Origin of the sequence: Haloferax sp. YSSS75, assembly GCF_046764215.1 — an archaeon.
Taxonomy (GTDB): domain Archaea; phylum Halobacteriota; class Halobacteria; order Halobacteriales; family Haloferacaceae; genus Haloferax.
This window is the reverse complement of sequence record NZ_CP177206.1, coordinates 1800278-1826321: the sequence shown is the minus strand read 5'-3', so window position 1 is coordinate 1826321 and position 26044 is coordinate 1800278. Positions and strand designations below refer to the sequence as shown.

Sequence of the window (26044 nt, the reverse complement as noted above, 5' to 3'; positions counted from 1 at the left end):
CCCGTTCCGTCTATTGGTCGTTTCGGACGAACGTCTTGTACTTCACGTCGTCGTCGTGGAGTTCGTCGAGGATGCGTTCGACGATGACTTCTTTCGGGTGATGGAGCCCCGAGACCCGGTCGTGGAGGTCCTCGAACGATTCGAAGGGGCCGTAGCGTTTCCGCTCTTCGAGAATCTTGTCGCGGAGTTTCTTCCCGATACCGGGGAGCAAATTGAGTTGGTGGAGTCGGAGCGTGATGGGTTGGGCGTCGTTGTAGAAGTCGACGAAGCGCGACTCGTTCTCGTCGACGATGTCCTGTACCACGTACTCTAACTCGGAGTCCGCCGTGTTCGAGAGGTCGTTGTACGACATCTGCTCGACACGCTCGACCACGTCGCGGTCAGCGACCGGTGACACCACGACACGGTCACCGATACTCACGTCCGCGTCCTCCGTCAGCGTCAACTCGAGGAGGCGGAAATTCGACTCGCCGAGGGCGTACGCGATAGGTTGGGCGTCGAATCGTCTATTGTCGCTCTGACGCCCGTGTCGAAGCACGTCGAGCAAGACGGCGTACTCGGCCGTTGCGTCGGCGTCACCGCTCTCCGAAGTTGTCATGTCAGTAGATACGGTGAGATGCTATTTAAATAGTTGGCCGCGCCGTCGCGCGGTCAGACGTATTTGGCGACGACGTTGAGGATTTCGTCGAGCTCGTCGCCAGAGAGTGCGTACCGCTGCTGGGCGAACACCGCACGCAGTTCGTCGCGGTCCTCCGGCAGGAGGTCTGCGACTTTGATGGCGGTCGGTAAATCGACCTTCTCGAGTTCGGCGAGCTCTTCGACGAGTTCGCGAGATTCCTCGGGGTCGAGGTGGGCGAACCGGTTGACGTGTTCGATTGCCCGCGCCAGTTCGTAGCGCATCTCACGCTCTTCGTCGGCAGCGCGTTCCGCTTCAACCTCGGCGAGGAGTTCTTTGACCTCTGACGTGGTCAGGTACTCCTCGTCGATTTTCTCTTTGAAGATGGTCATCGCTTACTGCTGTGCGCGCAGGTGAGCGGGTCGGACGACGACCATCTTCTCTTTGCCGCCGTCTTTGATTTGGACCTTGAATGCGCGACCCTGCTTGCCGACGACCTCACCGGTGAGGCCGTTGAAGCGCGGGTGGAAACGTCCCTCGCGCACGCTCGGGTCGATGTTGAGGTGGACCTTCTGGCCCTCCTCGAATTCGGCGATAGCGCGCTGCGGCGGCGAGGTGCCACGCTCACGCGGTTTGTTCGAGAGCTTTCCTCGCGTCCCCTTCATTGGACCATTAGAGCTCGGCATAGTCGTGAGAACGAATACTTGCGTCGCCATTATAAATTGCACGTTACGAAGCGCGCATGTGTCGCTCCCGCGTGGTCCGCAGTCGGAACTCGGTGACTGCGCTCGCGTCAGGTGCGCTCGACGCACGCCGAAACAGGAGGGACGGACTTAACACGACTGGCGACGCCGCTTCTCGTATGTCCGAAGACGAGCGACGCATCGAGACGCGCGCCATCCACGCCGGCCAAGAACCCGACGAGGAGACGGGCGCACTCATGACGCCAATCTACGCGAACTCGACGTACGCACAGGACGGCCCCGGCGACCATCGCGGCTACGAGTACTCGCGGACGGGGAACCCGACCCGAACCGACCTCGAATCGAACCTCGCGGCGCTCGAAGGCGGGTCGTACGGCCGCGCCTTCTCGTCGGGGATGGGCGCTATCAACACCGTGCTCAACCTGCTCGAAGCGGGCGACCACGTCGTCGCCGGCAACGACGTCTACGGCGGCACCCACCGCATCTTCACACAGGTCTACGAGAAGTACGACCTGGAATTCGACTTCGTCGAGACCACCGACCACGACGCCGTCCGCGACGCCGTCCACGACGACACCGAACTCGTGTGGGTCGAGACACCGACGAACCCGCTCATGCGCGTCAACGACATCGCGGCACTGGCCGACATCGCCCACGAGGTGGACGCGCTCTGTGCCGTCGACAACACCTTCGCGACGCCGTACCTCCAGCGCCCCCTCGAACACGGTGCCGACATCGTCTCGCACTCACTGACGAAATATCTCGGCGGACACTCCGACATCGTCGGCGGCGCACTCGTCACCGACGACGAGGAACTCGACGAAGAGATTGCGTTCTACCAGAACTCCGTCGGCGCGACGCCCTCGCCGTTCGACTGCTTCCTCGTCCTCCGCGGGACGAAGACGCTCCCCGTGCGGATGGACCGCCACTGCGACAACGCACGCGAACTCGCGGCGTGGTTAGACGACCACGAAGCGGTCTCTGAAGTCTTCTACCCCGGCCTCGACTCCCACCCGCAGCACGAACTGGCGGCCGAACAGATGGACGGCTTCGGCGGCATGCTCTCGTTCGAACTCGACGGCACGCTCGAACAGGCGTCCACCGTCGTCGAGGAGACAGAGGTGTTCACGCTCGCAGAGAGTCTCGGCGGCGTCGAGAGTCTCATCGAGCAACCCGCGGCGATGACCCACGCCGCCATCCCGCGCGAAGAGCGACTCGAAGCAGGACTCACCGACGGCCTCATCCGCGTCTCGGTCGGTATCGAACACATCGACGACATGAAAAACGACCTCCAGCAGGCGTTCTCGGCGGCGTTCTAGTCGCTCTCATCGATTTTCGAAATCCCCGAATTTCCCAAATAGGCGGACTGAAGACGGTTGTTTTCGTTTGTTGGGAACCCGAGCAATCATTATACACTTCCCCGGTGATTGTGTACATATGTCCCAGGAGTCAGTCTCACTGAGCGGCGAGTCCGTACAGCAATCGTCTCACGAATCCAGCGCGCACACGATGGTCGATTCAGACGACCACGAGGGGTCGAGTCACGTCGCCGAGCAGTTCGGCATCGGACTCTCCGCGGGCATCCTCCTCGGGGGCATCGTCGGCGTCGTCGTGGACTCGCTCACACTGGGCGTGCTCTTCGGTCTCATCCTCGGCGTCGTCCTCGGAATCGTCGTGATGGAACGCCGCTGAGCGGCAGGTATCACTGCCGCTCTCGGGACTCGTCTTCTGCAGAAAGGTGTCGGGTCGTACAGTTAGATACGGCCGACGTTCTCGACGGAGACGCTCTCGACGCCTTCGACTTCGGTGAACGCCTCTTCGACGGCTTCGGTGCCGCCAGCGTCGTCGGGGACGATGACCGTCGGCAGGAGTGCGACGAGTCCGAACGCGACGTCGTCGCGTTCGAAGCCCTTTATCTTCGCACCTTCGGGGAGGGAATCTTCGAGCTTGTCCTCGAGGTCGTCGAGGTCCAGCTCGGGGCTGTTCGGCATGACCTTGATTTTAGCGGCTACTTTTCCCATGTTTATGGTCCCATGAACCCGCAGTCGGGGCACTCGTAGAGGTTGCTCTGCTTGCGGCACTTGGAACAACGCGAAATCTCCTGGCCACAGTCGGGGCACTTGAACGTCGCGGCGCTCATGCCAGCGATGTTGATGCCACAGGACACACACTGGTGCGCGTGTCGCTGTTCGGACTCGCTCATACGCTCACAAACCGTCGCGCGACTTTTAACCGTTGTCTTTCCGGTTCAAACAGGGACAACGCGTCTCACGGTCCAGTGACCCCCGTCTCAGGACGCGAGCGTGACTCATCCGAGGACTAACGGCCCCATGAGCACGCTCATCAGGTGGACGCGCCGGCACCCGAGTCGAACCGGCACGTAGCCGATGACTGCGGCGACGGCGAGGACGACGACGCCGCCACCTCCTGCGAAGGCCCACGAGAGGACGACGAGACCCGAGACGACGCCGACGACGAGTCGTCGCTGGTCGAATCTACCGACGGCGGCCAGTACTCGGTCACCGAGCACCGGTACGAGCAACGCGCCGACGATGCCGGCGACGACTGTCACGGGGAGCGCGACGGCGAGTCCTGCCGGGAGTCCGGCCGAAGAGAGCGCGACGAGCGCACCGGTTCGTGGCGTCCCGAGTCCGGCGAACGCGAACAGGGCGAACACCGTCGTCGCGGTGGTCGCTGCGCTCGTCGCCGTCACGTACGCCCGTGCCGACTCGTCGGGGTCAGCCCCTGGGAGGACGGCGAGGGCGAGCGTCCCCGCGACGCCGGCGGAGACGCCCGGAAGGTATCCCACGAACGCACCGCCGCCCGTCCCGGCGACGATACTCCGTGAGACGGCCTGCGGCGACGTGGCGACGGACGCATCGCCCTGCGGTGGGACGCCTGCCCCGTGACGCGCATCGAGGAGTACCGGCACGCCGAACAGGCCGGTCAACAGCGGTGCCAGGACACCGCCGACCGGAAGCGGTCCAGCGAACGTCCGGTCGAGGACGGCAAGCCCCAGTCCAGTCGCCGCGACGACGGTGACGACTGCGGCGAGTTTCGCGCGGAGCGTCGGTTCGGTCCAGACGAGCACGGTGACGACGGCGAGGAGGACGGCCCACAACGAATCGCGGACGAGCGGGTAGACGTGTATCGTCGCCTCGGTAATCGGGACTGCCATCGGGATGGCGAGCGACAGCGCGGTACCGCTCCCGAGCGCCGACAGTCGGAGTGCTTCGCGCCCGCGTCCACCGAGGACGAGTCGGTGCCCCGGGAGTGCTCCCGGTGCGAGCGCGGCGTCTGGCACGCCGAGCGCCAACGCGGGTACTACGTCGAGGAACGTGTGAACCGTGGCCGCCGCGAGGATAGCGGCGGCGGTAGCGACGGGCGGGCCCGGAACGCCGGATGCGACGCTGGCGAGGACGAGTGCGAAGGCGTTCGCGTGGAGTCCCGGGACGAGTCCCGAACACGTCCCGAGTGCGATGCCGGCGACGACGCCGACGAAGATTGCACTGAGGCCCGCCGAGTTCGGAACGCCGACGCCGCCTGTGAACCACATCGCACCGAGGTGGTCCCGGCATGGGGTATGAACCTACGGGCGTCTGGAGACGAGTCGTCACCGCGGTGAGAGGCCGTGCGTCGCCACTACGCGTCGCTCTCTGACCGTGAAAAAACGCAAAATTGGACTGCGAGCGATGCCGCGTGTGCGGCGTGTCTCTCGCGAGGGGTTAGCCGAAGAGGGCGCCGAGGCCTTCGCCGTCTGCCTCTTCGTCCTCGTCGTCGTCGCCTTCGTCGGCGGCTTCTTCTTCGGCGGCTTCCTCTTCGCCGTCGTCGTCGTCAGCCGTCTCGACTTCGCCACCGGCGCCGCCCGCGGCGGGTGCGGGGGCAGCGGCGGCCGTCTCGATGGCCTCTTCGATGTCGACGTCCTCGAGCGCGGCGACGAGCGCCTTGACACGGGACTCTTCGACATCGACACCGGCAGCCTCGAGGACTGCGGTGATGTTCTCTTCGTTGATCTCTTCTTCCGTCTCGTTCAGGATGAGTGCGGCGTAGACGTATTCCATTGTTGTGTTCCTCGTTGTGTGTTGTTAGAACAGCGAGCCGAGAGCGTCGCCTGCCTCGTCACCTTCGTCGTCGTCGGTGTCGTCGGCGTCAGCTTCCTCAGCCTCTGCTTCTGCTTCTTCTTCGTCCGTCGAGTCGTCTTCCTCGGCGGGTTCCGCGCTCTGCGCGGAGACGCCGCGGAGTTCCTCAGGGAGTGCCTCTTCGTCGTCGATGTTGGCCGCGAGCGCTCGGAGTTGGGCGTCCGCCTTCGTGATGAGTTCCGGCATGAAGTCCGGACTCTCGATGTTGGCGAACAGACCGACTGCCTTTGCCTCGCCGGTCGCCTTCGCGATGAGCGTCGGCGCGGTCTGAGCGGTCGGGTAGACCGCGTTGACCGAGAGGTTGGTCGCGGCGGCGACGGCCGACTGGATGTCGGCGCGGTACTCGTCCACGTCGATGGCGAGTTCGTCGGGTTCGAACAGGACGCCTTCGGAGAAGACGCCACGAAGGTCGAGACCGACCTCCTTGGGCTCGATACCGAGTTCTGCCAGCACGTTGGAGAGTTCCTCGGAGACTTCCTCGCCCGCCGAAAGGACGTGAGAGTCTTCGGTCACCTTGATGGAGCCGTCCATGATGCGCGCGGACGCTCCGACTTGCTGGAGTTCGCCGACGAACGGACCCGGGTCGACACCCGTGTCACCCTCGGGGATGACGATGTCGTTCGGGGCCACTTCGCCAGCGTTGATGGGAGCGGGCGTCTTCGACGCCTCGAGCTCCTTGAAGAGAGCGAACGGGTTGTCGTCGGTGCCGATGAGGGCGACCTGACCGGCGACGTACTCCTTGAGCGTCTCGACGCCGTCGTCGACTTCGTCGAGTGCGCGGTTCACGAGCGTGTTACGGCTCATGCGGACCTGCGCGGAGCCGTAGAGCTCGCGGCGCATGGCCTGGAGCTGGCGGCTCGGGATACCCGCGACGCCAACGACGCCGACAGATTCGTACGATTCGACGAATTCGACGAGCTCGTCGACTTCGTCCTGCTTCCACTGCGGAATGACTTCGGTCTGTCGGGTTTCAGACTCGCTCATGCGGGCACCTCCACGGACGGACCCATCGTCGTCTTCACGAAGATAGAGTCGATGTTGAGGGGGCCCTTTTCGAGCGTCGCCTCGAGACGACGCACGATAACGTCGATGTTCTCCGCGATTTCGTCGGGGTCCATATCGACCGCGCCGACGCGCGTGTGGAACGTGCGGCGGTCGCGGGAGCGGAGTTGCACCGTATTCTTCATCCGATTCACCGTCTCGACGACGTCGTCGTCGGGCTGAAGCGGGGTCGGCATCTTACCACGAGGACCGAGGACGGTACCGAGGTAGCGACCGATGTCCTGCATCAGTGCTGCCTCGGCAACGAAGAAGTCGGTCTCGTCGGCAAGGTCTTTCGCCGCATCAGTGTCGTCACCGAGGTCTTCGAGCTCGTTTGGCCCGAGAACCTCGTCGGCGACATCTTCAGCGCGGAGCGCGGTTTCACCGGTCGCGAACACCACAATATGGGTGTCCTGGCCGGTGCCAGACGGGAGCACGATGCTCTCGTCGACACGCTTCGACGGGTCGTTAAGATCGAGATCGCGCAGGTTCACGGCGAGGTCAACCGTTTCGCGGAAGTTCCGCCCAGGTGCCTCGTCGAGTGCGCGAGAGACTGCGTCAACTATTGTGTCTGCCATTATTCACCTCCGTAGTACGCAGGATTGCTCCTACGGGTCAGTGAAACAGGCTACTGCCTGCCTCGTCCGGCAGGACGAGTAGGCTAAACTTAAGTCCGTCGAAGAAAGGGGAGCGAAACGGTCGAATTCGGGCGTTTCGCGTGCCAAGAGGACACACGCCCCGAGTCGCGACTATCCGTCTTTCTGAGAGAGAAAGCGGGCCGAGTCGGGTCGGCCCGACGGAAAGGGCGATTCGACGTGGCGAGACGATTATTCGTCGTCGAAGTAGTCGTCGAACTCGCCGCCGTCGATGCGCTCTTTGAACGTCCGGGCGTCTTCGCCCTCGACGGTGACGCCGAGCGACGCACACGTGCCGGCGACTTCCTTCGAGGCGTTCTTGAGGTCGTACGAGAGCAGGTCAGAGGACTTCTGCTTCGCGACCTTCTTTAACTGTTCGATGGACATGTCGGCGACGAAGTCCTTCTGGGGCTCGCCGCTGCCAGTGTCGAATCCGACTTCGTCCTTGATGAGGGCGGCCGTCGGGGGGACACCAACTTCGATAGAGAACGAGCCGTCGTCATCGTACTCGACAGTGACGGGCACTTCCATGCCGTCGAAGGCTGCCGTCTGGTCGTTGATCTGGTTGACGACATCCTGCACGTCGACGGGGGTCGGGCCGAGTTCCGGGCCGAGCGGCGGACCGGGGTTCGCCTTCCCGCCGGGAACGAGTACTTCGATAGTTCCAGCCATACGTGCAAACACCGTGTGGCGACTTTTAACGGTTTTCTTTCGCCGGGAGACGTGTGAGAAGACTACGCACGGCGGGTGTCTCCGTCCCTGAAACGGGAGTCGGCGGCTAGTCGCGGTGGGCCCTTACAGTTCGACGCCGAACGATTCGACGTCGCCCGCGAGTTCGGCCATCGACCCGAGGAGTGCGGCCACGTCGTCTAGGTCGCTCGTCGCGACCACTTCGACCGGCGTGTGCATGTAGCGGTTCGGAATGCCGATGTTGAGCGAGGGGATGCCCGACCGACTCGTGTAGAACGCGTCTGCGTCGGTTCCGGTGTACGACCCGGTCGCCTGCAGTTGCACGTCGATATCTGCCGCGTCGGCCGCGTCGCGGGCGAGTCGGACTACGTTCGGGTGGTTCGCGCTTCCGCGGGAGATAGAGGGCCCCTCACCGAGTTCGACTGGCCCCTTGCGCTTGCCCGGTATGTCGGGGTTGTCGGTGGCGTGGGTGACGTCGACGGCGACCATCGCGTCGGGGTCGAGGTCGTAGCCGACCATCTTCGCGCCCTTCACGCCGACTTCTTCTTGGACCGTGCTGACGGCGTACACCGTCGCGTCCACGTCCGCTTCGACGGCGGCGCGGAGGCCTTCGGCGGCCGACCACGTGCCGACGCGGTTGTCCATACCGTTGGCGGCGATGCGGTCCTCGGCGAGGTCACGAATCCGTGGTTCGACCGTGACGGGGTCGCCGACTTCGACGTAGTCTTTGGCGTCGCCTTTGGTCGTGACGCCGATATCGACGAACTGCTCTTCGACGTCGTCGTACTCTTCGCTTCCCGTGTCGCGCAGGTGGATTGCCGTCTGACCGATAACGCCCGGCACGTCGCCGTCTTCGTTGTGAACCACCACGTGTTGGCCCTTCGAGACGGTTCGGTCTGCGCCGCCGATGGGGCCGATGCGGAGGAATCCGTCGTCGTCGACGTCGCGGACGATGTAGCCAATCTGGTCTGCGTGACCCGTGAAGGCGATTTCGGGCCCCTCGCCGGTCCCCTCGTGTACTGCGACGGCGTTGCCGTAGTCGTCGACGGTCACGTCGTCTGCGAACTGCGAGACGTAGTCGACCCAGACACGCTGGCCGTCGGTTTCGAAGCCAGACGGGCTTGGTGTCGAAAGCAGGTCGTCGAGGAAGGCACGTCTATCGTCGTCCATAACGTTTGTTCATGGGTCGTCTGTGAAGAACACAGCGATACGTCGGTTCCGTCCGACGAGTCGAACGAGCGTGTCCGAGCGGCGACCGGTCTGAGAATCGCCACAACGACTATGCCTCTTGTGGGCGTATTGATGTGTATGGCCAATTTTACCCTCTTCGAGGTACACCTGCACGATGGCTTCGAGTTCAGTCCCTCCAGCCGTGGCCCGTTCTTCGGTTCGAGTGAAGAGACCAGCGACGACTACGACGCAGAGATGGAAGAAGCAGTAGAAGAATACGACATCGAGATAGAAGGCGACGACGAGACGAGCGAGTCCGGCGGACGCTCCGCGATGGGTGTCCTGATGGGCCTCGTCCTCCTCGTCGGCATCGCCGCCGGCGTTCGCTACATCCGTGGTCGCGGCGGCGACGACGAACTCGACGAACTGGCCGACCTCGACGACCGCGAGGAAGTCGAAATCGACGCCTAAACCGACCCGAACGACACCTGAACCCTCCAGACGACCAGTTTTTTATATCACACATCCGCAGTGACGACGCCGGTCGGATACGCTTAAGCGAGTCCCACAGAAAGGCCGGAACATGACCGTTTCGAGCGCTCCCGGCAAGGTGTATCTGTTCGGGGAGCACGCAGTCGTCTACGGCGAACCGGCGGTGCCGTGCGCCGTCGAGCGACGGGCGACTGTCTCCGTCTCGCTCCGTGACGACGACCACGTTCGGGTCCGTGCCGAAGACCTGAGTCTCAACGGATTCACCGTCGAGTACAGCGGTTCGACCGGTGATAGACCCGACGTCGACGTGCCCGCACCGCTCGTCGAGGCCGCGATGGGCTATATCGACGCCGCCGTCGAACAGGCGCGCGACGCCGCCGACGCACCCGATGCTGGATTCGATATCACCGTCGAGAGCGACATTCCGCTCGGTGCGGGCCTCGGGTCGTCCGCCGCCGTCGTCGTCGCCGGCATCGACGCCGCGACGCGAGAACTCGGCGTGGAACTCACACCCCGCGAGATTGCCGACCGTGCGTATCGCGCCGAACACGAAGTCCAGGACGGACAGGCCTCTCGCGCCGACACGTTCTGTTCGGCGATGGGCGGGGCCGTCCGCGTCGAAGGCGACGACTGCCGGACCATCGACGCACCCCCGCTTCCATTCGTCATCGGATTCGATGGCGGCGCGGGCGACACCGGTGCGCTCGTTGCCGGCGTCCGTGACCTTCGCGAACAGTACGACTTCGCCGCCAACACCGTCTCGACTATCGGTGACATCGTCCGCCGTGGCGAGGAACTGCTCGCGGATGCGGACCCAGACGCCGACCCAGACGAAGCGTTCCTCGACGAACTCGGTGGGTTCATGAACTTCAACCACGGCCTGCTGGAAGCGCTCGGCGTCTCCTCACGCTCGCTCGACTCGATGGTGTGGGCGGCCCGCGAAGCGGGTGCCTACGGCGCGAAACTGACCGGTGCAGGTGGCGGCGGGTGTATCGTCGCACTCGACCCCACGCCCGAGACGCAGACCGGCCTCCGATTTACGCCCGGGTGCGAAGACGCCTTCCGTGCCGAACTCGCCACCGAGGGCGTCCGAGTGGAAGAACCGCCCGAGCGCACCGCGCCGCAGAACACCGACGACACGCCGGAGGAGTCGGCGTGAGTCTCGTCGTCCTCAAACTCGGCGGGAGCGTCGTCACCGACAAAGACGAGCCCGAGACGGTGGACGACGACGGACTCGCTGCCGCGGCAGACGCTGTGGCGACGCTCGCCGAATCCGGACAGGTCGTCGTCGTCCACGGTGGCGGGAGTTTCGGCCACCATCACGCCGCCGACCATGGCGTCTCGTCGGAGACTGGCACGCACGATGCCGCCGGCGTCCGCGCCATCCACGACGCGATGAAGCGCCTCAACGACGCCGTCCTCGATGCCCTCTCGGAGCGAGGCGTCGCGGCCTTACCGGTCCATCCGCTCTCTGCTGGTGCCCGAGAGGAAGACGGGTCGCTGACGCTCCCACTCGCCGCCACCGAGACGATGCTCGCCGAAGGTTTCGTGCCGGTCCTCCACGGTGACGTCATCGCACACGCGGGCGAGGGCGCGACAATCGTCAGCGGCGACGACCTGGTCGTTTCGCTGGCGTCCGGTCTGGGTGCCGACCGGGTCGGCCTCTGTTCGACGGTTCCCGGCGTCCTCGACACCGACGGCGAGGTCATTCCCGAGATTACGGCGTTCGAAGACGCCGCCGACGCACTCGGCGGGTCCGAATCGACGGACGTGACCGGCGGGATGGCCGCGAAGGTTCGGAAGTTGCTCGCCCTCGGCGCACCGGCACACGTCTTCGGGCCCGACGGCCTCTCGGCGTTCGTCGCCGGAGAGGCACCGGGAACAGTGATTCGCGGCGAGTAACCGGACACAGCGCGCCGTCTCGACTACTCAGAACTCGACGACCAACCCGTCTTCTGCGACCTGTACGTCGCCGGCGAAGTTGTCTTCGACGCGTTCGACGAGTTCGTCTGTCACCCGGTCTGCGTGCGGGTAGAAGTGCGTGAGATACACCGTGCCGATGTCGTGGCCGGCGAGTGTCTCGCCGAGTTTGGTCGGCGTCGGATGGTTCGAGACGTCCACGTCGTCCGGGAACGAACAGTCGTGTGCGAGGACGCTCGCGCCGTCGGCGAAGTCGGCGAGGCCGCCGAACGCTTCGGTGTCGCCCGAGAAGACGAAGTCCGCGTCACCTCGCTCGTTCGTAAACCGGTAGGCGAGCGTCGGCATCGAGTGGCGTACCTCGTAGCCCATCACGTCGAACCCGGCGATACCGAACTCGTGGGGACCGATTTCTCGGACCTGAATGTCGAGGCGGTCTTTCATGTAGTCGTGAGCGTCGAAGAGTTTCTCGACGAGCGTCTCGGTCCCTTCGGGGCCGACGATTTCCAGGTCGTCCTCCCCGACCAGCCATCGCGCCTTGACGAATGGCATGAGGTCGGAGACGTGGTCGAGGTGGAGGTGTGTCAACAGCACCGACGAGACACCTTCGTATCCCACGTCGGTTTCGGCGAGTCGGGCCAAGACACCGGAACCACAGTCGACGAGCAGGGCGTTCGAGTTGGATTCGAGGAGAAGACCGGATTGGGCACGGCCCGAGACGGGCATCGCGCTTCCGGTACCGAGGAATGTGACGCGCATGCGGCAGTGTACCACGCACCGGGCGTTAGTCCTTGTGTTCGTTCTGGTGAGTCGAGAGTCGGTCACCGTCGTCGACGGTCGATACCCCGTCTCTCCCGTGGTGTGACAGATATGGCACAACCCTCATACCCGCGGAGGCCAACCCCGAGGTAATGACGCAGCGTGGCCGTTCCCTGCTCAGTGCCAAGCGGAACGACTACGATTTCGACCCAGAGACGGTTGCCGTCGCCGACGAGGACGTCCTCGAACTGCTCGAACCCGCAGTACAGGAGTGGTGGGTCGACCAGTTCGGTGAGTTCGTCCCCGGCAACGGCGGCTTTTTCACCCCGCCACAGCGCGGAGCGATTCCGCGCATCCACGAACGAGAGAACGCCCTCATCTGTGCCCCCACCGGGTCGGGAAAGACCCTCGCATCGTTTACGGCCATCATCAACGAACTGTTTCGCCGTGACCGCGAATCGCCCGAGGGCCTCGACAACTCGGTCTACTGTCTGTACGTCTCGCCACTCAAGTCGCTGGCCAACGACATCCACCGCAACCTCACAGAACCGCTGGAGGGCATCGCCGACATCGCCGCCGAACGCGACCAGACCATCGACATCAGACACGCGATTCGCCACGGTGATACCTCCTCGGCCGACCGGCAGAAGATGCTGGAGACGACGCCGCACATCCTCAACACGACGCCCGAGACGCTGGCCATCCTGCTGAACTCGCCGAAGTTCAAAGAGAAACTCCGCACCGTCGAGTACGTCGTCGTCGACGAGATTCACAGTCTCGCAGAGAACAAACGCGGGACGCATCTGTCCGTCTCACTGGAACGACTGGAGAACCTCGCCGAGTCGTCGCCGACTCGAATCGGGTGTTCGGCGACGGTCGAACCGCTCGACACCGTCGCGGAGTATCTCGTCGGGTGCGAAGACGGGTCGCCGCGGGACTACGAACTCGTCGATACGCGATTCGTCCGCGACTTCGACATCGAACTGGAGTGTCCCACAGACGACTTGATTCGGACGCCACGCGCCGAGGTCCAGTCACGGTTCTACGACCGCCTCCACGAACTCGTCGCCTCGCACACGAACACGCTCGTCTTCACGAACACGCGCTCTGGGGCCGAACGCGTCCTCCACAACCTCCGAGAGACGTATCCCGATATCGACGAGACGAACTCCGGGTGCCACCACGGCAGTCTCTCGAAAGAGCGCAGACAGGAGATAGAGTCCAAACTGAAAGCCGGCGAGTTACAGGTCGTCACCACCTCCACGAGTCTCGAACTCGGTATCGACATGCCGCATATCGACCTCGTAGTACAGGTCGGGTCGCCGAAGTCGGTGGCGGCGCTCCTCCAGCGCGTCGGGCGCGCAGGTCACCAACTCGGCCAGACCGTCGAAGGCCGCGTCATCGCGCTCGACAGAGACGAACTCGTGGAGTGTGCGGTGATGCTGACCAAGGCAGAAGAGGGGTTCGTCGACCGGGTGTTCGTCCCCGAGAACGCCTTCGACGTGGCCGCACAGCAGGTCTACGGGATGGCTATCAACGAGATTCGTCCGGAATCCGAGGTCCGAGAGACGCTCCGCCGCGCGTACCCCTACCGGAACTTCTCCGACGACGACTTCGAGCGCCTCTTTCGCTATCTCACGGCCGATTACGACGGCCTCGAAGACAAGAACGTCTACGCGAAAGTGTGGCGCGACACCAACGACGCGCCCGACGGCGAACACCACTACGAGGAGTACCCAGTCGGCGAACCACTGGTGGGCAAACGCGGGCGGATGGCGCGAGTCATCTACATGACCAACATCGGCACGATTCCGGACTCCTTCACCTGCGACGTGTTGGTCCGCGGGGGAGACGAGTGGGTCGGCACGCTCGACGAGAGCTACCTCGACACGCTGGAGAAAGGTGACGTGTTCGTCCTCGGTGGCGACCACTTCGCCTACCGATATCGCCGCGGGTCGAAGGTGTACGTCGACCGAACCTCGCAACGACCCACCGTCCCGTCGTGGTTCTCCGAGCGCCTCCCGCTTTCGTACGACCTTGGCCGCGAGATAGCACAGTTCCAACACGACATCGTCGAAAAACTCCAGTCGGGCGGCCCACCCGCCGTCCGCAACTGGCTTCGTGACCGACCACTGGACGAAAACAGCGTCCGCGCCGTCACCCGGATGTTCGACGAGCAGGTCAGATACGCCGGCCCGGAGAGCGTGGCGACACCGTCACGCCTCGTCGTGGAGACGGAACTGAACCGCGAGACGTACCGCAGGCACTACTACGTCCACTGTACGTACGGCCGACAGTTCAACGACGGCCTGTCGCGGTTGCTCGCGTACTACTGCGCCCGTCGGACGAACGCGAACGTCCAGGTGGCCGTCGCCGACAACGGCTTTTCGCTCTCGATGCCGCTGAATCGGAAGGTGGACCTCGGAACGCTACTCCGGGAGGCGGACCCGGACACGGTGCGCGAAGACTTGCGGGCCGCACTCGACGGGACGGACCTGCTGAAGCGCTACTTCCGCATCAACGCGACGCGCTCGCTCATGATTCTCAAGCGTTACAAGGGATACGAGAAGACGGCCGCACAGCAACAGGTCTCCTCTGAGATGCTCCTGTCGTTCGCACAGGAGCTAGACGAGTTCGCCGTCATGGAGGAAACCTACCGCGAGATTCTCGAAGACAAACTGAACATCGACGCCATCGAGGACGTCCTCGAATCGGTTCGGGCGGGCGACGTCGACGTGGTGGACCACCAACTGTCGACGCCGACACCGCGTGCGTTCGGATTGGCGACGTTGATGGCGAGCGACGTGGTCCTCGCCGAAGACGAGAGTGCGGCGCTTCGAGAGTTCCACGAACGCGTCTTAGACGAGATTGGCGAGGACGACGTCGAAATCGACGTGCGGTGACCCAGACGACCACTCGCCGAGCGCGTCGCCTCAGACCAACAGCGTGTTGAGCGCGTCCGGAACCACGAGGACGCGACTGCCGGGTTCGACCGACTCTTCGACCGAATCTCTGGCCTGCATGAGACATGCGTCGACCACGTCCGGCGACTCCGAGTTCGTCACGTACACGTCGTGGTCACGGAGGACGCGAGCGACGACGAACGCCCGTTGCGCACCCGGTTCGTAACCCGCCCGCATCGACTCGTAGAGCGAGTCGGCGTCCGTCGCCGACGAGAGCGCGTCGTAAAACCGCCGTTCTCCCGTCCCCGCTCCTGCCCCCTCGTCGAGCGTCGCGGGGACGACGAGGCGGCCACCGTCGACGAGCGGGTTCTGGTCACCGAGTGCGACGTAGGTGGCCGCCCGCGTCGCCTGATAGAGGTTCGCGTCTTTCGGTGCGCCCACACCGCAGACGACGGCGTCGTAGGTGGAATCGACCGAGACGGAGAGCGCGTCACGGGCAGTCGTCGCCAACGACCGAACGACCGAGACGGGGTCACCTGCGGCGGCGCCGAGGAATCCGTCCGGGCCTTTCGTCACGTTGAGACAGAAGTCGGGGCCGGCGATGATGCCCGCACGGTCCAGCGTCTCTCGGAACGGGTTGCCGCGAACACGGCCGAGGCGAACACCGTCGCGTGCGAGCATCTCCGGGCCGTGCGTGTAGCGAATGATGCTCTCTGACCCAGCGCCGACGACGACAGTCTTCGCACCGCCGGAGAACCCGGCGTACTGGTGCGGTTCGACCATCCCCGTCGAGAGGACGACGTCGGCGTTTGCGACGGCGGGGTGGACCGCGATAGGGCATCCATCGACGGCCCCGAGAGCGACGGCCGAACTCGGGTCGTGGTTCACCGCCAGGTCGGCGTAGTCGCCGAGGCCATCGCGGAGTTCCTCGTCGGTCATCGGCCGGTGTAAACCGAGTCCGACGACGATAGTCACGTTCTCGCGGGGGACAGAGAAGTGGTCGAACAGCACGTCGAGGAGGACGTCGTCGGGCGTGTCGCGCGTCACGTCGGTGACGACGATTGCCACCTCGTCCGTGGATTCGACGAGACTCGCGAGTGGGGGGCCATGCGGACACCCCATCGCCGCCTCCGCGGCCGTTTTGGGGTCCACCGAGTCACCACCGGGGGGACGGGCAACGTCGACGTCGCACGACGGGAGCGACAGCGAGATAGTCCCGTCTCCGAGCGGAAGGTCCATGCCTCGGGGTTCGGTGAAGCGAACGTGAATCTGTCGGCGGAGCGTCAGCGTCGGTGACGTGTCGGAGTCGGTTGGACGTCAGCGATAGTTACCGCCGCGCCCACCGCAACATCCGCTCGTAGAAGGGGTCAGATTCGAGGGCGTCGGCGTCGCCGACGAGACAGAGCGCCTTCTTCGCCCGCGTGAGCGCGACGTTGATACGGCGATGGTCCTCGAACAACGGGCCATCGAGGTCACCTGTCGCGACGAAGGAGACGACGATGACCTCTTTCGAAGACCCTTGGAACCGGTCGACTGTATCGACGGTGACGTCGGTTCGGCGGGAGATTTCGGCCACCTGCGCCCGGAACGGTGCGATGACACCGATATCTTCGGAGGCGACACCTGCGTCCTCGTAGGCGGCGACGATTTCGGCGACGCGGTCCGCCTCGGTGGGATTCGTGTTCCCCACACGGCGGCCATCCGGGTCGACGAACGTCACCGGGTCCGCGAGTTCGGGTGGCAAGTCGGCGGTGTCGACGCCAAGGTCACGGAGATGCTGGGCCGCAACCTCGCCCGTGGCGGGTCTGAGCGCGCCGTCGTAGAACTCCGCCGACGCGAAGGCCTGAATCCGCTGGGACATGCGGTACTGCCGGTCGAGCATCACCGACGCCTCGGGATACGTCTCGATGAGGCGCTGAAACAGCGATTTCTGCAGGTCGTTTTCGGCGCGGACGACGGGCGGCAGTTGCTTGTGGTCGCCGACGAGGACGAACCGGTCGGCGAGGTTCGTCGCGGCGAGCGTCCCCGGTTCGGTGAGTTGTGACGCTTCGTCCACGAGGGCCACGTCGAACGACTGTTCGCGCATCACCCGCGACCCACAGGAGGCAGTGGTCGAGGCGACGACGGGCGCGTCGTGCAACGCCGCGGCGAGGGTGTTGGGGTCGCCACTCCGCGAGAGGCGCACGTCGAGCATGTCGTCGCGGACGCCCGTCTCGCTCCCGACGCGGACGATGTCCTCGAACCCTTGGTCGCGCAGTGCTTCGAGCGCGTTGTCGACGGCGCGGTTCGTAAAGGCCGAGAGCAAGACGCGATTGCCGTCTTCGACCAGTGCGCGGATGGTCCGGGCGATGGTGTAGGTCTTGCCCGTCCCCGGCGGTCCGTGGACGAGTGCGACGTCGTCGGCGTCGACGGCGAGACTCACTGCCTCGTCTTGACCCTCGTTGTTGTCGATGTACGTCGTCCCCGCCGAACGGTCCGAAAATTCGGGGTCACGGCGGCCGAACAGCACGTCCTTGCGGTCTGGTGAGCCTTTCAAGACGGCGTCGTGGAGGGCGGTGAGGAGTCTGTCGGTGGTAAGTTCCGAGGGGTAGACGTCGAGACGGCGGAGTTCGACCGGTTCGTCCGTCGTGACGACGACTTCGTCACCGAGTTCGACGATGCGAGCGAGTTCGGCGTGGCCTTCGACGGGATGTCCGTCGCTGGCGAGTGCGACGTCGCCCTGACGGAGTTTCGACACCGCGTCGTCGGTCTTGCGGGCGCGGAGTTTCCACGTCCCGTCGGGTTGTTCCGTCTCGTCGATGGGGTCGAGTCCGATGAGTGCCCTGTCGTCGTCCGCGCGTTCCTCGGCCGATTGCTCCCAGAGCTTTCGGTACTCGACGTGGACTGCCCGGCGTTCTTCTTCGACGGCGCGGTAGAACCGGTCGAAATACTCGCGTTCTTCCTCGGGGACGGGCGTCCCGATTGCCCCGGCTTTCGACTCCTGTCCGAGGCGCCCCGAGACGACCATGCAGGTGTCTTTCTCGAAGCAGTACTCGCACTTCGAGTTCACCTCGTACCCCGTCGGTACCGACACGTCGTACTCCATCGCGGCGATTTCGTTGCGGGTGCGGACGACGAATTCGAGGAGGCCGCGCCCGATAGAGAAGTCCTTCGCGGGCGAGAGGTCACCCGACTCCTCGGTCCGGTCGAGCGTGGTGTTCTTGGTGTAGAGGAGGGTTCCGGTATCGACTGGGACGCCGCGTTCGTGGAGGATGAGGGCGTAGGCGGCGGCCTGAATCTTGTCCTGAAACCGCGGGTCGCGATTGAGGTTCTTTCCGGTCTTCAGTTCGACGGGTGACCCGCGGCGAAGCGCGTCGGCGCGGCCTTTGATGCCGAACGTCGGCGAGATGAGCGTGTACTCAGAGCGCCACTCGTCTTCGTCGGTGAGTTTGCCCTGCGAAAGCCATCCCTCGATTGCGGCGGCGTTACGTCGAACTTCGTCTGCGACTTCCTCGACTTCCCGGCCGAGTAACCCGAGTTCGAGGCCACGTTCTTCGATACGTTCCTCGATAGACGATTCGAGGTCACGTTCGCGGAGGAGGTCACCGAACACCTCGTGGACGATTGTCCCCTTGACGACCGGGTAGTTCAGTGGGATACCCGAGAGTTTGTTCAGGTAGTACATCCGGGAGCACTGCACCCACGACCTGATGTCGGTCACGTCGACGAGGAAGTCGGGTTCGACGACGACGAACGATTCCTTGCCCGTCGAATAGGTCGTCTCCCCTCGATACTCGGATTCGTCCACGTCGGTGACGAGCATCTCCATCCCCGGTTCGGCGTGCTCGGCGGCGTGCGTCCACTTGCCCCACAGGGTGACGGTGACGGGGTCCGCCGTCCCGTCTTCGGGTCGGAGCGTCACCTCCGCCAGCGAGCGCTCTCCGTATCGCGTCTCGACTTCGCGTGGGGACTCCACGTCGACGAGTGGGCCGCGCAGATTCACGTCGAAATCGTCGGGGAGGGACGGGCAAATAGGCGTCGGTCGTTTGACCCCCACGCCGAGTCGCCGACCCACTGGCGATTGACAGTAACCGTCACGTTCTTTCTCCCCGCGACGATACAGTCGTCCATGCGCGTCAGAGATTGGCAAGACATCCTCTCGGACGTCGTCGACGATGGTCGCGACCCGAGTGGGTGGCGCGCCGTCGCAGGGAGTCGGCGTGAGGGACTCGGTGAGGACCTCTTTTTGAGTCACCGCGATATCGGTGTCTACCAACTCAAGACGTACGCGAAGAACCCTTACGAGGTACGCGGTGTCGGCACCAGAGTCGCACGCCGTATCGACGACGACCTCGACCCGCTGTTTCCGGACCGCGAAACCGACGAGACCGGTCGGTTCGGCGTCCAGCGCCCACCCGAAGACGAAGACGAAGCAACGTCGATGGCCCGCCGCCTCGAAGCGGCGATAGACGTCCACTCGGAAGCGCCCACGACCCCGGACGACTTCTTCACGGACGTGATGGAGGCACTCGACAGTCCCGCGTTCGGGCCGATGGACTACGAGTTCGACGCCCGCCCGGACAGACTCGACGACCTGACCGACGAGTTCACCGACGCGGACTCGTTGCTCTCGTCGGAACTCGACGACCTCATCGAGACGGACGAGGTCGACCGCGGATTCCACTGAGAGCCATCGGTTTCAAACCACCTCGAACCAACGAGACCCACATGAACAGACGGGGCATGACCGACCCACAGGACGAGACAGGAGCGCTGCGGATGGAGGACCGATGGTCGGACCCAGTTTGAGCGACGACGAGAGCCGAATCGCGAGCATGCGACTCAAAATCGGGTTCGTCCTCCTCGTCGGCATCTCCGCGGGATTCGTCGCGCTCGCCGCGGACGCGACGCTCCAACAGGTCGGCTACGCCTTCGTCGGTGGGACTGCCGTCGGTATCGCCCTCATGGCCTTTCTCACGTACTGGGGGCGTGAGTTCGTCAGCGTGAACCGTCGGTGACGACGTCGGTCCACCGACCAACGTTATGTTTCACTGATAGTATTGCGGTAGAGACACAACTGGAATAAACTATCTTCAACGTGTGGCATGATACCGCAGGGTATTTAATTGATAAACATACACCGTCTATCGCCGGTAGCCAGGGCAGGGGCAACTTCCTGGTATGATACCGGACGCGCAGTGGGGCGTTAGAGTTGGGCCTCTAGCACAACATTGCGTACTACCCAAGGTGCGTGCGCGGTCTGATTCGATTCAGTTCCGGGCCGCACCCTGATGGAGTTGCAGTCTCCTCAGGGCAGAACCCGAGCGGTCCATCGCTCGGGTACGTCCAATTCTGTGTCTGTCGGTAGGTTCTCCGGATGTTCCCACACACGTGAAGCGGCCGCCACCCCGCGTTCGTCTGCGACGTGTTCGAAGAACCGAGCGCCGCGTTCGTACTGCCGGCGTTTGAGGCCGAGTCCGAGCGCCCGGCGTGTGAGTCGAGCGATTGGACCGCCGCCCTGTCGACGCTCGTCGAGTTTGCGCCGCAGGTCTTCGTACTCGTCGTCGAACGCGCGGTCCATCAGGAGTTCTGCGTAGCCTTCGACGGCGGTCATCGCCGTGTCGAGTTCGGCGAACGCATCTCGGTCCAGGTCACCGTCCACGAGGGCGTTGATGCCGCGGTTCATCCGCGATTCGAGGTGGGCCGGAAGCCACGGGGCCGCACCGAACTCGGCGGCGTGTGCGACCTCGTGGAAGGCAATCCAGCGGCGGAATCGTGGATAGTCCACGTCGAGTGAGGCCGCGACGCGGCGGATGTTGGGGTGGACGAAGTAGAGTCCGTGGTCGTCGTCGCCCTCGGCGAGGAGGAGTGGGTCGTACTGCCCGAGCACGTTGTTGCCGAGGAACGACAACACGAGTGCGAACGTCCCGGTGTTGATAGCACGGGTGACACCCGGCAGCACCGCCGGGCCGTGTTCTTCGAACGGGGCCATCACTCGGCGGAACGTCTCGACGTTGGCGTCTATCCAGTGGTGTCGGTTCTGTACCTCGACGACGTCGGGCACGTCGAACGTCACCTCGGCGACGACCGACAGTCGGTCACGTGCGTCACGAACGTCGGCGGCGTAGCCCGACCGCTCTGTTGGAGAGAGGTCGAGTGTTCCCGGTTCGACCGCTGCTTTCGCCGCCTCCCCGACGGCGTCCCAGTCGATGTTTCCGGTACCGGTCGCCGAAGCGTCCGCGACGACGCGGACGCTTCGAAGGAAGTTCATACGCTATCGAGGGGCGCTGGCGTCAAAACGCTTCGGCCGGCGTCGTCGAGAGGTGAAACACCGACGGCGTTCGCTCCGAGTCGAACGCCCACTAAAGACTATACACCCCCTCACGTGGAGAGCGTATGGACCGAACCATCGACCACGTCGCGTTCGGTGGTCTCGAGTTGTACGAACTGCGTACCGCCGCCAACGACGTTGGCCTCACCCCGACCTACGGCGGCGAACACAGCACCGGGACGACCCACATGGCAGTCGTTCCGTTCCCTGACGGGTCGTATCTCGAACTCATCGCACCGACGCTCGGAACCGACGCCGAAGACGCAGGGTTCTGGCCCACCCACCTCGCTGCCGACGCCGGCCCGACCGGGTGGTGTCTCGAAGTCCCGGACGTCGCCGCGAGTGCGAAGGCCGCTATCGACGCCGGGATTCCAGTCGACGGCCCGCACGACGCGTCACGAGAACGCCCCGACGGCCGACTCGTCGAGTGGGACATGTGCTTCGAGGGCGACGACCTGCGACTCCCGTTTACCATCCGTGACCGAACGCCTCGTGACTACCGCGTCCCGCGGACCTCACACAACACGTCCCTGCGCGGCCTCAGGGCCGTCGTCGTCGCGACCAGTGATATCGAGGTGACGGCCGACCTGTTCGCCCGGCGACACCGGTACCCGTCACCGGTCGAAATCAACGGCCCCTTCAGCAACTTCGCCGTCTGCCCGGGGACGCCACTCGCACTCTGTGAACCCGGTGACGGCGAACTCGCCGCCCGCATCGATGACGTCGGCGAGGGACCGTGTGCGTTCCTCATCGGTGTCACGGACATCGATATCGCACGGCAGTCACTCTCGCTCGGCCCGCAGATTCGGTACAGTGACCGCCGGATGGCGTGGTTCGACCACGACCTGTTCGAGGGGCGGTTGGGCGTGGTCGAACTCCCCTGAATCGCCAGCGTCACCGTCCTTCCTGCCGTCTCAAACGGCGCAGTTGTTCGGCCCGAGTTCGAGTTCCGTCGCCTCTTGTTCGTCGCCGACCGACTCGTGACCAGTGTTGATTGCGATGACACGCTCGTAGTTCGGCGGTTTCTCCGGGGTGTCGTTGGCGATTCGGTGGACGAACGTCTCCTCGTCCAGTTCGAGCAAGTCGAGCGTCTCCCGAAGATTTCCGAGCGTTGTACTCACGAGTTCGCCCGGCGACCCGACGCCATAGGTTCCGTCGGCAGCGACAGAGACGTGGCCGGGGAGGACCTGTGTCTCTGGCGGGAGCGAGAGTATCTTCTCGTGAAGCGTGTCGTAGAGGAGTTCTGCGCCGGTTGCGGCGTCGTCGTCGCCGGACTGCGTCCGGCGGGCCGACGAGCTCTGCTCGTCGACGTCTCCGAACTGGAGTTCGGTTCGGCCGACCGATTCGACGAACAGCGTGTCGCCGGTCAACAGATACTGACCGTCGACGAGGTAGTTCGTCATGTCGGAGGTGTGGCCTGGTGTGTAGCGGGCCTCTATCGCGCTGTCTCCGACCGTCACCGTCTCGCCGTCAGCGAGTGGGGAGAACTCGTACTGCACGTCGCGGTCAGTCGCGTGTTCGCCGAGATAGTACGGCACACCGAGTCGCTCGGCGAGCGCCCGCCCCCCGGAGACGTGGTCGGCGTGGACGTGGGTGTCGAGAACGCCAGTGATGGTCATCCCCGCGTCGGCGGCGACGAGTTCGAACTCGTGGTGCTGTCTGGTCGCGTCCACGACGACTGCTTCTCGTGCCGACCGAGACCCGACGACGTAGCCGAGACAACCCTTTGCGCGTCGCTGGACCTGTGCGACGTACAGGTCGTCGTCGTCCGTGTCGAGTTCGACGACTTCGTAGAGTTTACTCCAGTCTTCCATCCCGCCTTTGACGACGGTCACGTCGTCGTAGCCGCGTGTACTGAGTTCGAACCCGAACGAGGTAGACGACAGTCCCTTGCCACAGATGACGACGAGTGGCCCCTCGGACGCGAGGGCGTCGACTCGCTCCCAGTCCCAGTCGCCGCCGAGTCCATCCACGGGATGGTACGGAACGTTCACCGCACCCCCGATGTGCCACGCGTCGAAACTCGTCGGCGGGCGTGTGTCCACGACGGTGAACGACGCGCCGGCGTCGAGGTCGGCGGCGAGTTGGGAGACGGTAATCTGGCGAAGTAGCTTACTCATGTGGGGTATGTATGGGAAGGACGCGCAAAGCCGTTTGCGAAGAAAGCGGGCTCTACGGGGAGTCGTCCTTCGAGCGACGCCACTCACTGCGACGCTCTCGCGGGCGTCGCCACTGTTCGGTGTTCTATCTCACGCGACGGCGCGGCCGCTCTCGGTGTGAGCGCCAGAAAAGTTCGAATTCGAAACGCCCGTCCGTCTACAGTTCTGCCTCGAAGTCTTCGAGGGCGTAGACGGTGTCGGTGCCGCGGCGGTCGAGCGTCTCGTTGGCGAGAAGCCAGTAGACGACCGACAGCGCACGACGACCCTTGTTGTTCGTCGGGACGACCAGGTCCACGTTGGACGTCTGGTTGTTGGAGTCACACATCGCGATGACGGGGATACCGACCGTGATGGCCTCCTTGACTGCCTGTGCGTCACCAATCGGGTCGGTGACGACGACCACGTCGGGTTCGATGTAGCCGGCGTAGTCCGGGTTCGTCAGCGTGCCGGGGATAAAGCGTCCCGTGCGGGCACGAGCGCCGACGGCGTCGGCGAACTTCTCGGCCGGGAACCGACCGTACTGACGGGAGGACGTAACCAGAATCTGTTCTGGGTCGTAGTTCGCGAGGAAGTCCGCGGCGGTGCGGATTCGCGAGTCCGTCTGGCTCACGTCGAGCACGTACAGCCCATCGTCACGGACACGGTGGATGAACCGAACCATGTCCTTGGTCTTCTGCTGGGTACCGATGTGGACACCGGCGGCCAGGTAATCTTCGACCGGGATGAGCAGGTCGGCGTCTTCGTCGGGCATGACGTCCTCGTCGAAGGCCGGTTCAGGCTCTGCTTCTTCGGCCTCGGCAGCCTCGTCGGCCGCCTCGGCGGTCTCTGCTGTCTCGTCTTCGGTGGCGGCCTCGTCGGTGCTCGTCTCGGCGACCGCTTCGGTCTCCGTCTCGAGTTCCTCGTCGGCGACCTCCACCGCGTCGTTTTCGTTGTCGCTCATACTGCGTCGTCCGCGATGCGGATGAGTTCGTTCAGTTTGGCAGTTCGCTCGCCTTGCACCGTGCCGGTCTTGATGAACGGCGCGTCGGTGGCGACGGCGAGGTGTGCGATGGTCGTGTCTTCGGTCTCACCGGAGCGGTGAGAGATGACAGCGTCCATCCCGTTTCGGGAGGCCAGTTCGACGGCGTCGAACGCGTCGGTGAGCGTCCCAATCTGGTTCGGTTTGATGAGGATGGAGTTCGCGGCACCCACGTCGATACCGTCCTGCAGGCGCTCAACGTTGGTGACGAAGAGGTCGTCACCGCAGATGAGTGTACGGTCGCCCACACGGTCTGTGAGTTTCGCGAAGCCCTCGTAGTCGTTCTCGTCGAGGGGGTCTTCGACGTAGACGAGGTCGTACTCGTCGACCATCTCGGCCACGTAGTCGATCTGCTCGTCTGTCGTCTTCGTCTCGTCACCGTAGTGGTAGACGCCATCTTCGAACATCTCCGAGGCCGCGATGTCGAGGCCGAAGCGAATCTCGAAGCCGAGTTCGTCCTCGACGTCGGAGACTGCTTCGTCCATGACCTCGAACGCGTCAGCGTCGGAGATGGCTGGTGCCCACGCACCTTCGTCGCCTTTCGCGGCGGGCACGTCACGCTCGTCGAGAATCTCGGACGCGCGGGCGTGGACCTTCGCGTTGGCGAAGACGGCTTCGGAGACGCTCGGCGCACCGACTGGTGCGGCGAGGAACTCCTGGATGTTCGTCGCTTCCTTGGCGTGTTCACCGCCACCGATGACGTTCCCGAGCGGCGTCGGGAAGTTGTCGCCCCGGAACGCGCCGCCGAGATGCTGGTAGAGTGGGGCACCGAGCACGTCGGCACCGGCCTTCGCGGCCGCCATCGAGATGGCGACGGCGCTGTTCGCGCCGATTTCCGAGAAATTGTCGGTGCCGTCGGCACCACGCAGTGCCGAGTCGACTTCGCGCTGGTCACCCGCGTACACTTCGTTTACGAGACGCGGAACTGCGTGGCGACGGGCCGCGGCGATGGCCTCGGTCGGTGGCAGTTCGATTGCCTCGTACTCACCGGTGGACGCACCACTCGGGGCCGCAGCGCGACCGAACCCACCGGACTCGGTGAGAACGTCGGCTTCGACCGTCGGGTTGCCACGGGAGTCGAGCACGCGACGCAGGGAGACGGATGTGATTCGTGTCATGTTGTCACTTACCCTCTCGTTTTACGGTGAACGGAAGGACACCTGCATCGTACTCCTCGGCCGCGATTAATATCGGTTCGGTCTGTTCAGTCTCCACGAGCACGGGTGCGCCGTAGGATACCTGCAGCGCTCGTGCACCGAGGATGCGGGCTTTCTCGTACCGATTGTACCGTTGCATCATTGGTAGGGAGACACGACGTCCACGAGGTCTTTGTGCGATACCATCATCCGCCGGCAGCAGGCACGAGTTACCCCGAGGTCGTCGAGGACTTCTGCGGGGTCCTCGTCACCCTCGCGAGCACGGGCCTGGAATTCATCCCAGTGTTCGCCAATCACCTTGCCGCAGGTGAAACACCGGACGGGAATCATCATG

At 64.2% G+C, this 26044-nt stretch carries 29 protein-coding genes; 9 read left to right on the top strand and 20 right to left on the bottom strand.

Annotated elements, in window-relative coordinates; translation table 11 throughout:
* Positions 1–10 precede the first annotated feature (10 nt).
* The 3 genes from ACK3R5_RS09650 to ACK3R5_RS09640 are packed head-to-tail and all read right to left on the bottom strand — an operon-like array spanning position 11 to position 1302.
* Positions 11–598: a DUF655 domain-containing protein gene (locus ACK3R5_RS09650; RefSeq protein ID WP_411963848.1), complete on the bottom strand. Its 588-nt coding sequence runs from the start codon at positions 596–598 to the stop codon at positions 11–13.
* 53 nt (positions 599–651) lie between these two features.
* Positions 652–1008 carry an RNA polymerase Rpb4 family protein gene (locus ACK3R5_RS09645; RefSeq protein WP_411963847.1) on the bottom strand — a complete coding sequence of 119 codons (357 nt, stop codon included), beginning with the start codon at positions 1006–1008 and terminating at the stop codon, positions 652–654.
* Between the two features lie 3 nt (positions 1009–1011).
* Positions 1012–1302, bottom strand: coding sequence for a 50S ribosomal protein L21e (locus tag ACK3R5_RS09640; RefSeq protein WP_411963846.1), 291 nt, complete (start codon positions 1300–1302; stop codon positions 1012–1014).
* A gap of 176 nt (positions 1303–1478) precedes the next feature.
* Here ACK3R5_RS09640 and ACK3R5_RS09635 point away from each other — a divergent pair, with 176 nt between their 5' ends.
* Positions 1479–2639, top strand: a complete 1161-nt coding sequence (locus ACK3R5_RS09635; RefSeq protein ID WP_411966808.1) for a cystathionine gamma-synthase — start codon at positions 1479–1481, stop codon at positions 2637–2639.
* Positions 2640–2757: 118 nt separating this feature from the next.
* A complete protein-coding gene (locus ACK3R5_RS09630) occupies positions 2758–3012 on the top strand; it encodes a hypothetical protein (RefSeq protein WP_411963844.1) in 255 nt (84 codons plus the stop codon).
* Positions 3013–3074: 62 nt separating this feature from the next.
* On the opposite strand, the gene ACK3R5_RS09625 is transcribed toward ACK3R5_RS09630, so the two are convergent.
* The 8 genes from ACK3R5_RS09625 to ACK3R5_RS09590 form a co-directional block, all read right to left on the bottom strand.
* Entirely contained in the window at positions 3075–3341 is a 267-nt protein-coding gene (locus ACK3R5_RS09625; protein ID WP_411963843.1) for an elongation factor 1-beta, read from the bottom strand.
* Between the two features lie 2 nt (positions 3342–3343).
* A complete protein-coding gene (locus ACK3R5_RS09620; protein ID WP_004042997.1) occupies positions 3344–3523 on the bottom strand; it encodes an HVO_2753 family zinc finger protein in 180 nt (59 codons plus the stop codon).
* A 105-nt stretch (positions 3524–3628) separates the two neighbouring features.
* Entirely contained in the window at positions 3629–4876 is a 1248-nt protein-coding gene (locus ACK3R5_RS09615; protein ID WP_411966807.1) for a tripartite tricarboxylate transporter permease, read from the bottom strand.
* Positions 4877–5045: 169 nt separating this feature from the next.
* The gene (gene rpl12p / locus ACK3R5_RS09610) at positions 5046–5381 is read right to left on the bottom strand and encodes a 50S ribosomal protein P1 (protein WP_411963841.1); all 336 of its coding nucleotides are present in this window, start codon (positions 5379–5381) and stop codon (positions 5046–5048) included.
* A 24-nt stretch (positions 5382–5405) separates the two neighbouring features.
* The gene (locus tag ACK3R5_RS09605; protein WP_411966806.1) at positions 5406–6443 is read right to left on the bottom strand and encodes a 50S ribosomal protein L10; all 1038 of its coding nucleotides are present in this window, start codon (positions 6441–6443) and stop codon (positions 5406–5408) included.
* The gene (locus ACK3R5_RS09600) at positions 6440–7078 is read right to left on the bottom strand and encodes a 50S ribosomal protein L1 (RefSeq protein ID WP_411963839.1); all 639 of its coding nucleotides are present in this window, start codon (positions 7076–7078) and stop codon (positions 6440–6442) included. The genes ACK3R5_RS09605 and ACK3R5_RS09600 overlap by 4 nt, the downstream gene beginning before the upstream one ends.
* A 249-nt stretch (positions 7079–7327) precedes the next feature.
* Entirely contained in the window at positions 7328–7807 is a 480-nt protein-coding gene (locus ACK3R5_RS09595) for a 50S ribosomal protein L11 (protein ID WP_411963838.1), read from the bottom strand.
* A gap of 123 nt (positions 7808–7930) precedes the next feature.
* Complete coding sequence (locus ACK3R5_RS09590) at positions 7931–8995, bottom strand: M20/M25/M40 family metallo-hydrolase (RefSeq protein WP_411963837.1); 1065 nt, start codon at positions 8993–8995, stop codon at positions 7931–7933.
* Positions 8996–9133: 138 nt separating this feature from the next.
* On the opposite strand from ACK3R5_RS09590, the gene ACK3R5_RS09585 reads away from it, so the two are divergent.
* From ACK3R5_RS09585 to ACK3R5_RS09575, 3 genes are all read left to right on the top strand, one after another.
* Positions 9134–9466: a hypothetical protein gene (locus ACK3R5_RS09585; RefSeq protein WP_411966805.1), complete on the top strand. Its 333-nt coding sequence runs from the start codon at positions 9134–9136 to the stop codon at positions 9464–9466.
* A 112-nt stretch (positions 9467–9578) separates the two neighbouring features.
* A complete protein-coding gene (gene mvk, locus ACK3R5_RS09580) occupies positions 9579–10646 on the top strand; it encodes a mevalonate kinase (protein ID WP_411966804.1) in 1068 nt (355 codons plus the stop codon).
* Positions 10643–11389: an isopentenyl phosphate kinase gene (locus ACK3R5_RS09575; RefSeq protein WP_411966803.1), complete on the top strand. Its 747-nt coding sequence runs from the start codon at positions 10643–10645 to the stop codon at positions 11387–11389. The genes mvk and ACK3R5_RS09575 overlap by 4 nt, the downstream gene beginning before the upstream one ends.
* A 27-nt stretch (positions 11390–11416) precedes the next feature.
* Here ACK3R5_RS09575 and ACK3R5_RS09570 read toward each other — a convergent pair whose 3' ends face one another.
* The gene (locus ACK3R5_RS09570) at positions 11417–12163 is read right to left on the bottom strand and encodes an MBL fold metallo-hydrolase (protein ID WP_411966802.1); all 747 of its coding nucleotides are present in this window, start codon (positions 12161–12163) and stop codon (positions 11417–11419) included.
* Positions 12164–12315: 152 nt separating this feature from the next.
* On the opposite strand from ACK3R5_RS09570, the gene ACK3R5_RS09565 reads away from it, so the two are divergent.
* Positions 12316–15066 (top strand): ATP-dependent helicase, encoded by a 2751-nt coding sequence (locus tag ACK3R5_RS09565; RefSeq protein ID WP_411966801.1) that lies wholly within the window; start codon positions 12316–12318, stop codon positions 15064–15066.
* 30 nt (positions 15067–15096) lie between these two features.
* Here the strand turns inward: ACK3R5_RS09565 and ACK3R5_RS09560 are convergent, their stop codons facing one another.
* Together ACK3R5_RS09560 and ACK3R5_RS09555 are read right to left on the bottom strand one after the other, a co-directional pair.
* Positions 15097–16305, bottom strand: coding sequence for a lactate racemase domain-containing protein (locus tag ACK3R5_RS09560; protein ID WP_411966800.1), 1209 nt, complete (start codon positions 16303–16305; stop codon positions 15097–15099).
* Between the two features lie 88 nt (positions 16306–16393).
* Positions 16394–19048 carry an AAA domain-containing protein gene (locus ACK3R5_RS09555; protein WP_411966799.1) on the bottom strand — a complete coding sequence of 885 codons (2655 nt, stop codon included), beginning with the start codon at positions 19046–19048 and terminating at the stop codon, positions 16394–16396.
* Positions 19049–19174: 126 nt separating this feature from the next.
* Between ACK3R5_RS09555 and ACK3R5_RS09550 the strand changes: the two genes are divergently transcribed.
* Together ACK3R5_RS09550 and ACK3R5_RS09545 are read left to right on the top strand one after the other, a co-directional pair.
* Positions 19175–19732: a hypothetical protein gene (locus ACK3R5_RS09550; RefSeq protein WP_411963828.1), complete on the top strand. Its 558-nt coding sequence runs from the start codon at positions 19175–19177 to the stop codon at positions 19730–19732.
* 103 nt (positions 19733–19835) lie between these two features.
* Positions 19836–20063, top strand: coding sequence for a hypothetical protein (locus ACK3R5_RS09545; RefSeq protein WP_411966798.1), 228 nt, complete (start codon positions 19836–19838; stop codon positions 20061–20063).
* A gap of 290 nt (positions 20064–20353) precedes the next feature.
* Here the strand turns inward: ACK3R5_RS09545 and ACK3R5_RS09540 are convergent, their stop codons facing one another.
* The gene (locus ACK3R5_RS09540; RefSeq protein ID WP_411966797.1) at positions 20354–21316 is read right to left on the bottom strand and encodes a zinc-dependent metalloprotease; all 963 of its coding nucleotides are present in this window, start codon (positions 21314–21316) and stop codon (positions 20354–20356) included.
* Between the two features lie 125 nt (positions 21317–21441).
* On the opposite strand from ACK3R5_RS09540, the gene ACK3R5_RS09535 reads away from it, so the two are divergent.
* The gene (locus ACK3R5_RS09535; protein ID WP_411966796.1) at positions 21442–22260 is read left to right on the top strand and encodes a VOC family protein; all 819 of its coding nucleotides are present in this window, start codon (positions 21442–21444) and stop codon (positions 22258–22260) included.
* Positions 22261–22290: 30 nt separating this feature from the next.
* On the opposite strand, the gene ACK3R5_RS09530 is transcribed toward ACK3R5_RS09535, so the two are convergent.
* From ACK3R5_RS09530 to ACK3R5_RS09510, 5 genes are all read right to left on the bottom strand, one after another.
* Positions 22291–23496 (bottom strand): MBL fold metallo-hydrolase, encoded by a 1206-nt coding sequence (locus tag ACK3R5_RS09530; RefSeq protein ID WP_411966795.1) that lies wholly within the window; start codon positions 23494–23496, stop codon positions 22291–22293.
* A gap of 196 nt (positions 23497–23692) precedes the next feature.
* On the bottom strand, positions 23693–24475 hold the full coding sequence (rpsB, locus tag ACK3R5_RS09525) for a 30S ribosomal protein S2 (RefSeq protein ID WP_411963823.1): 783 nt from the start codon (positions 24473–24475) through the stop codon (positions 23693–23695).
* Positions 24472–25671, bottom strand: coding sequence for a phosphopyruvate hydratase (eno, locus tag ACK3R5_RS09520; protein ID WP_411963822.1), 1200 nt, complete (start codon positions 25669–25671; stop codon positions 24472–24474). Before eno ends, rpsB begins: the two co-directional genes overlap by 4 nt.
* A gap of 4 nt (positions 25672–25675) precedes the next feature.
* A complete protein-coding gene (locus ACK3R5_RS09515; protein ID WP_151113663.1) occupies positions 25676–25852 on the bottom strand; it encodes a DNA-directed RNA polymerase subunit K in 177 nt (58 codons plus the stop codon).
* Entirely contained in the window at positions 25849–26043 is a 195-nt protein-coding gene (locus ACK3R5_RS09510; RefSeq protein ID WP_151113665.1) for a DNA-directed RNA polymerase subunit N, read from the bottom strand. The genes ACK3R5_RS09515 and ACK3R5_RS09510 overlap by 4 nt, the downstream gene beginning before the upstream one ends.
* Position 26044: the final 1 nt, after the last annotated feature.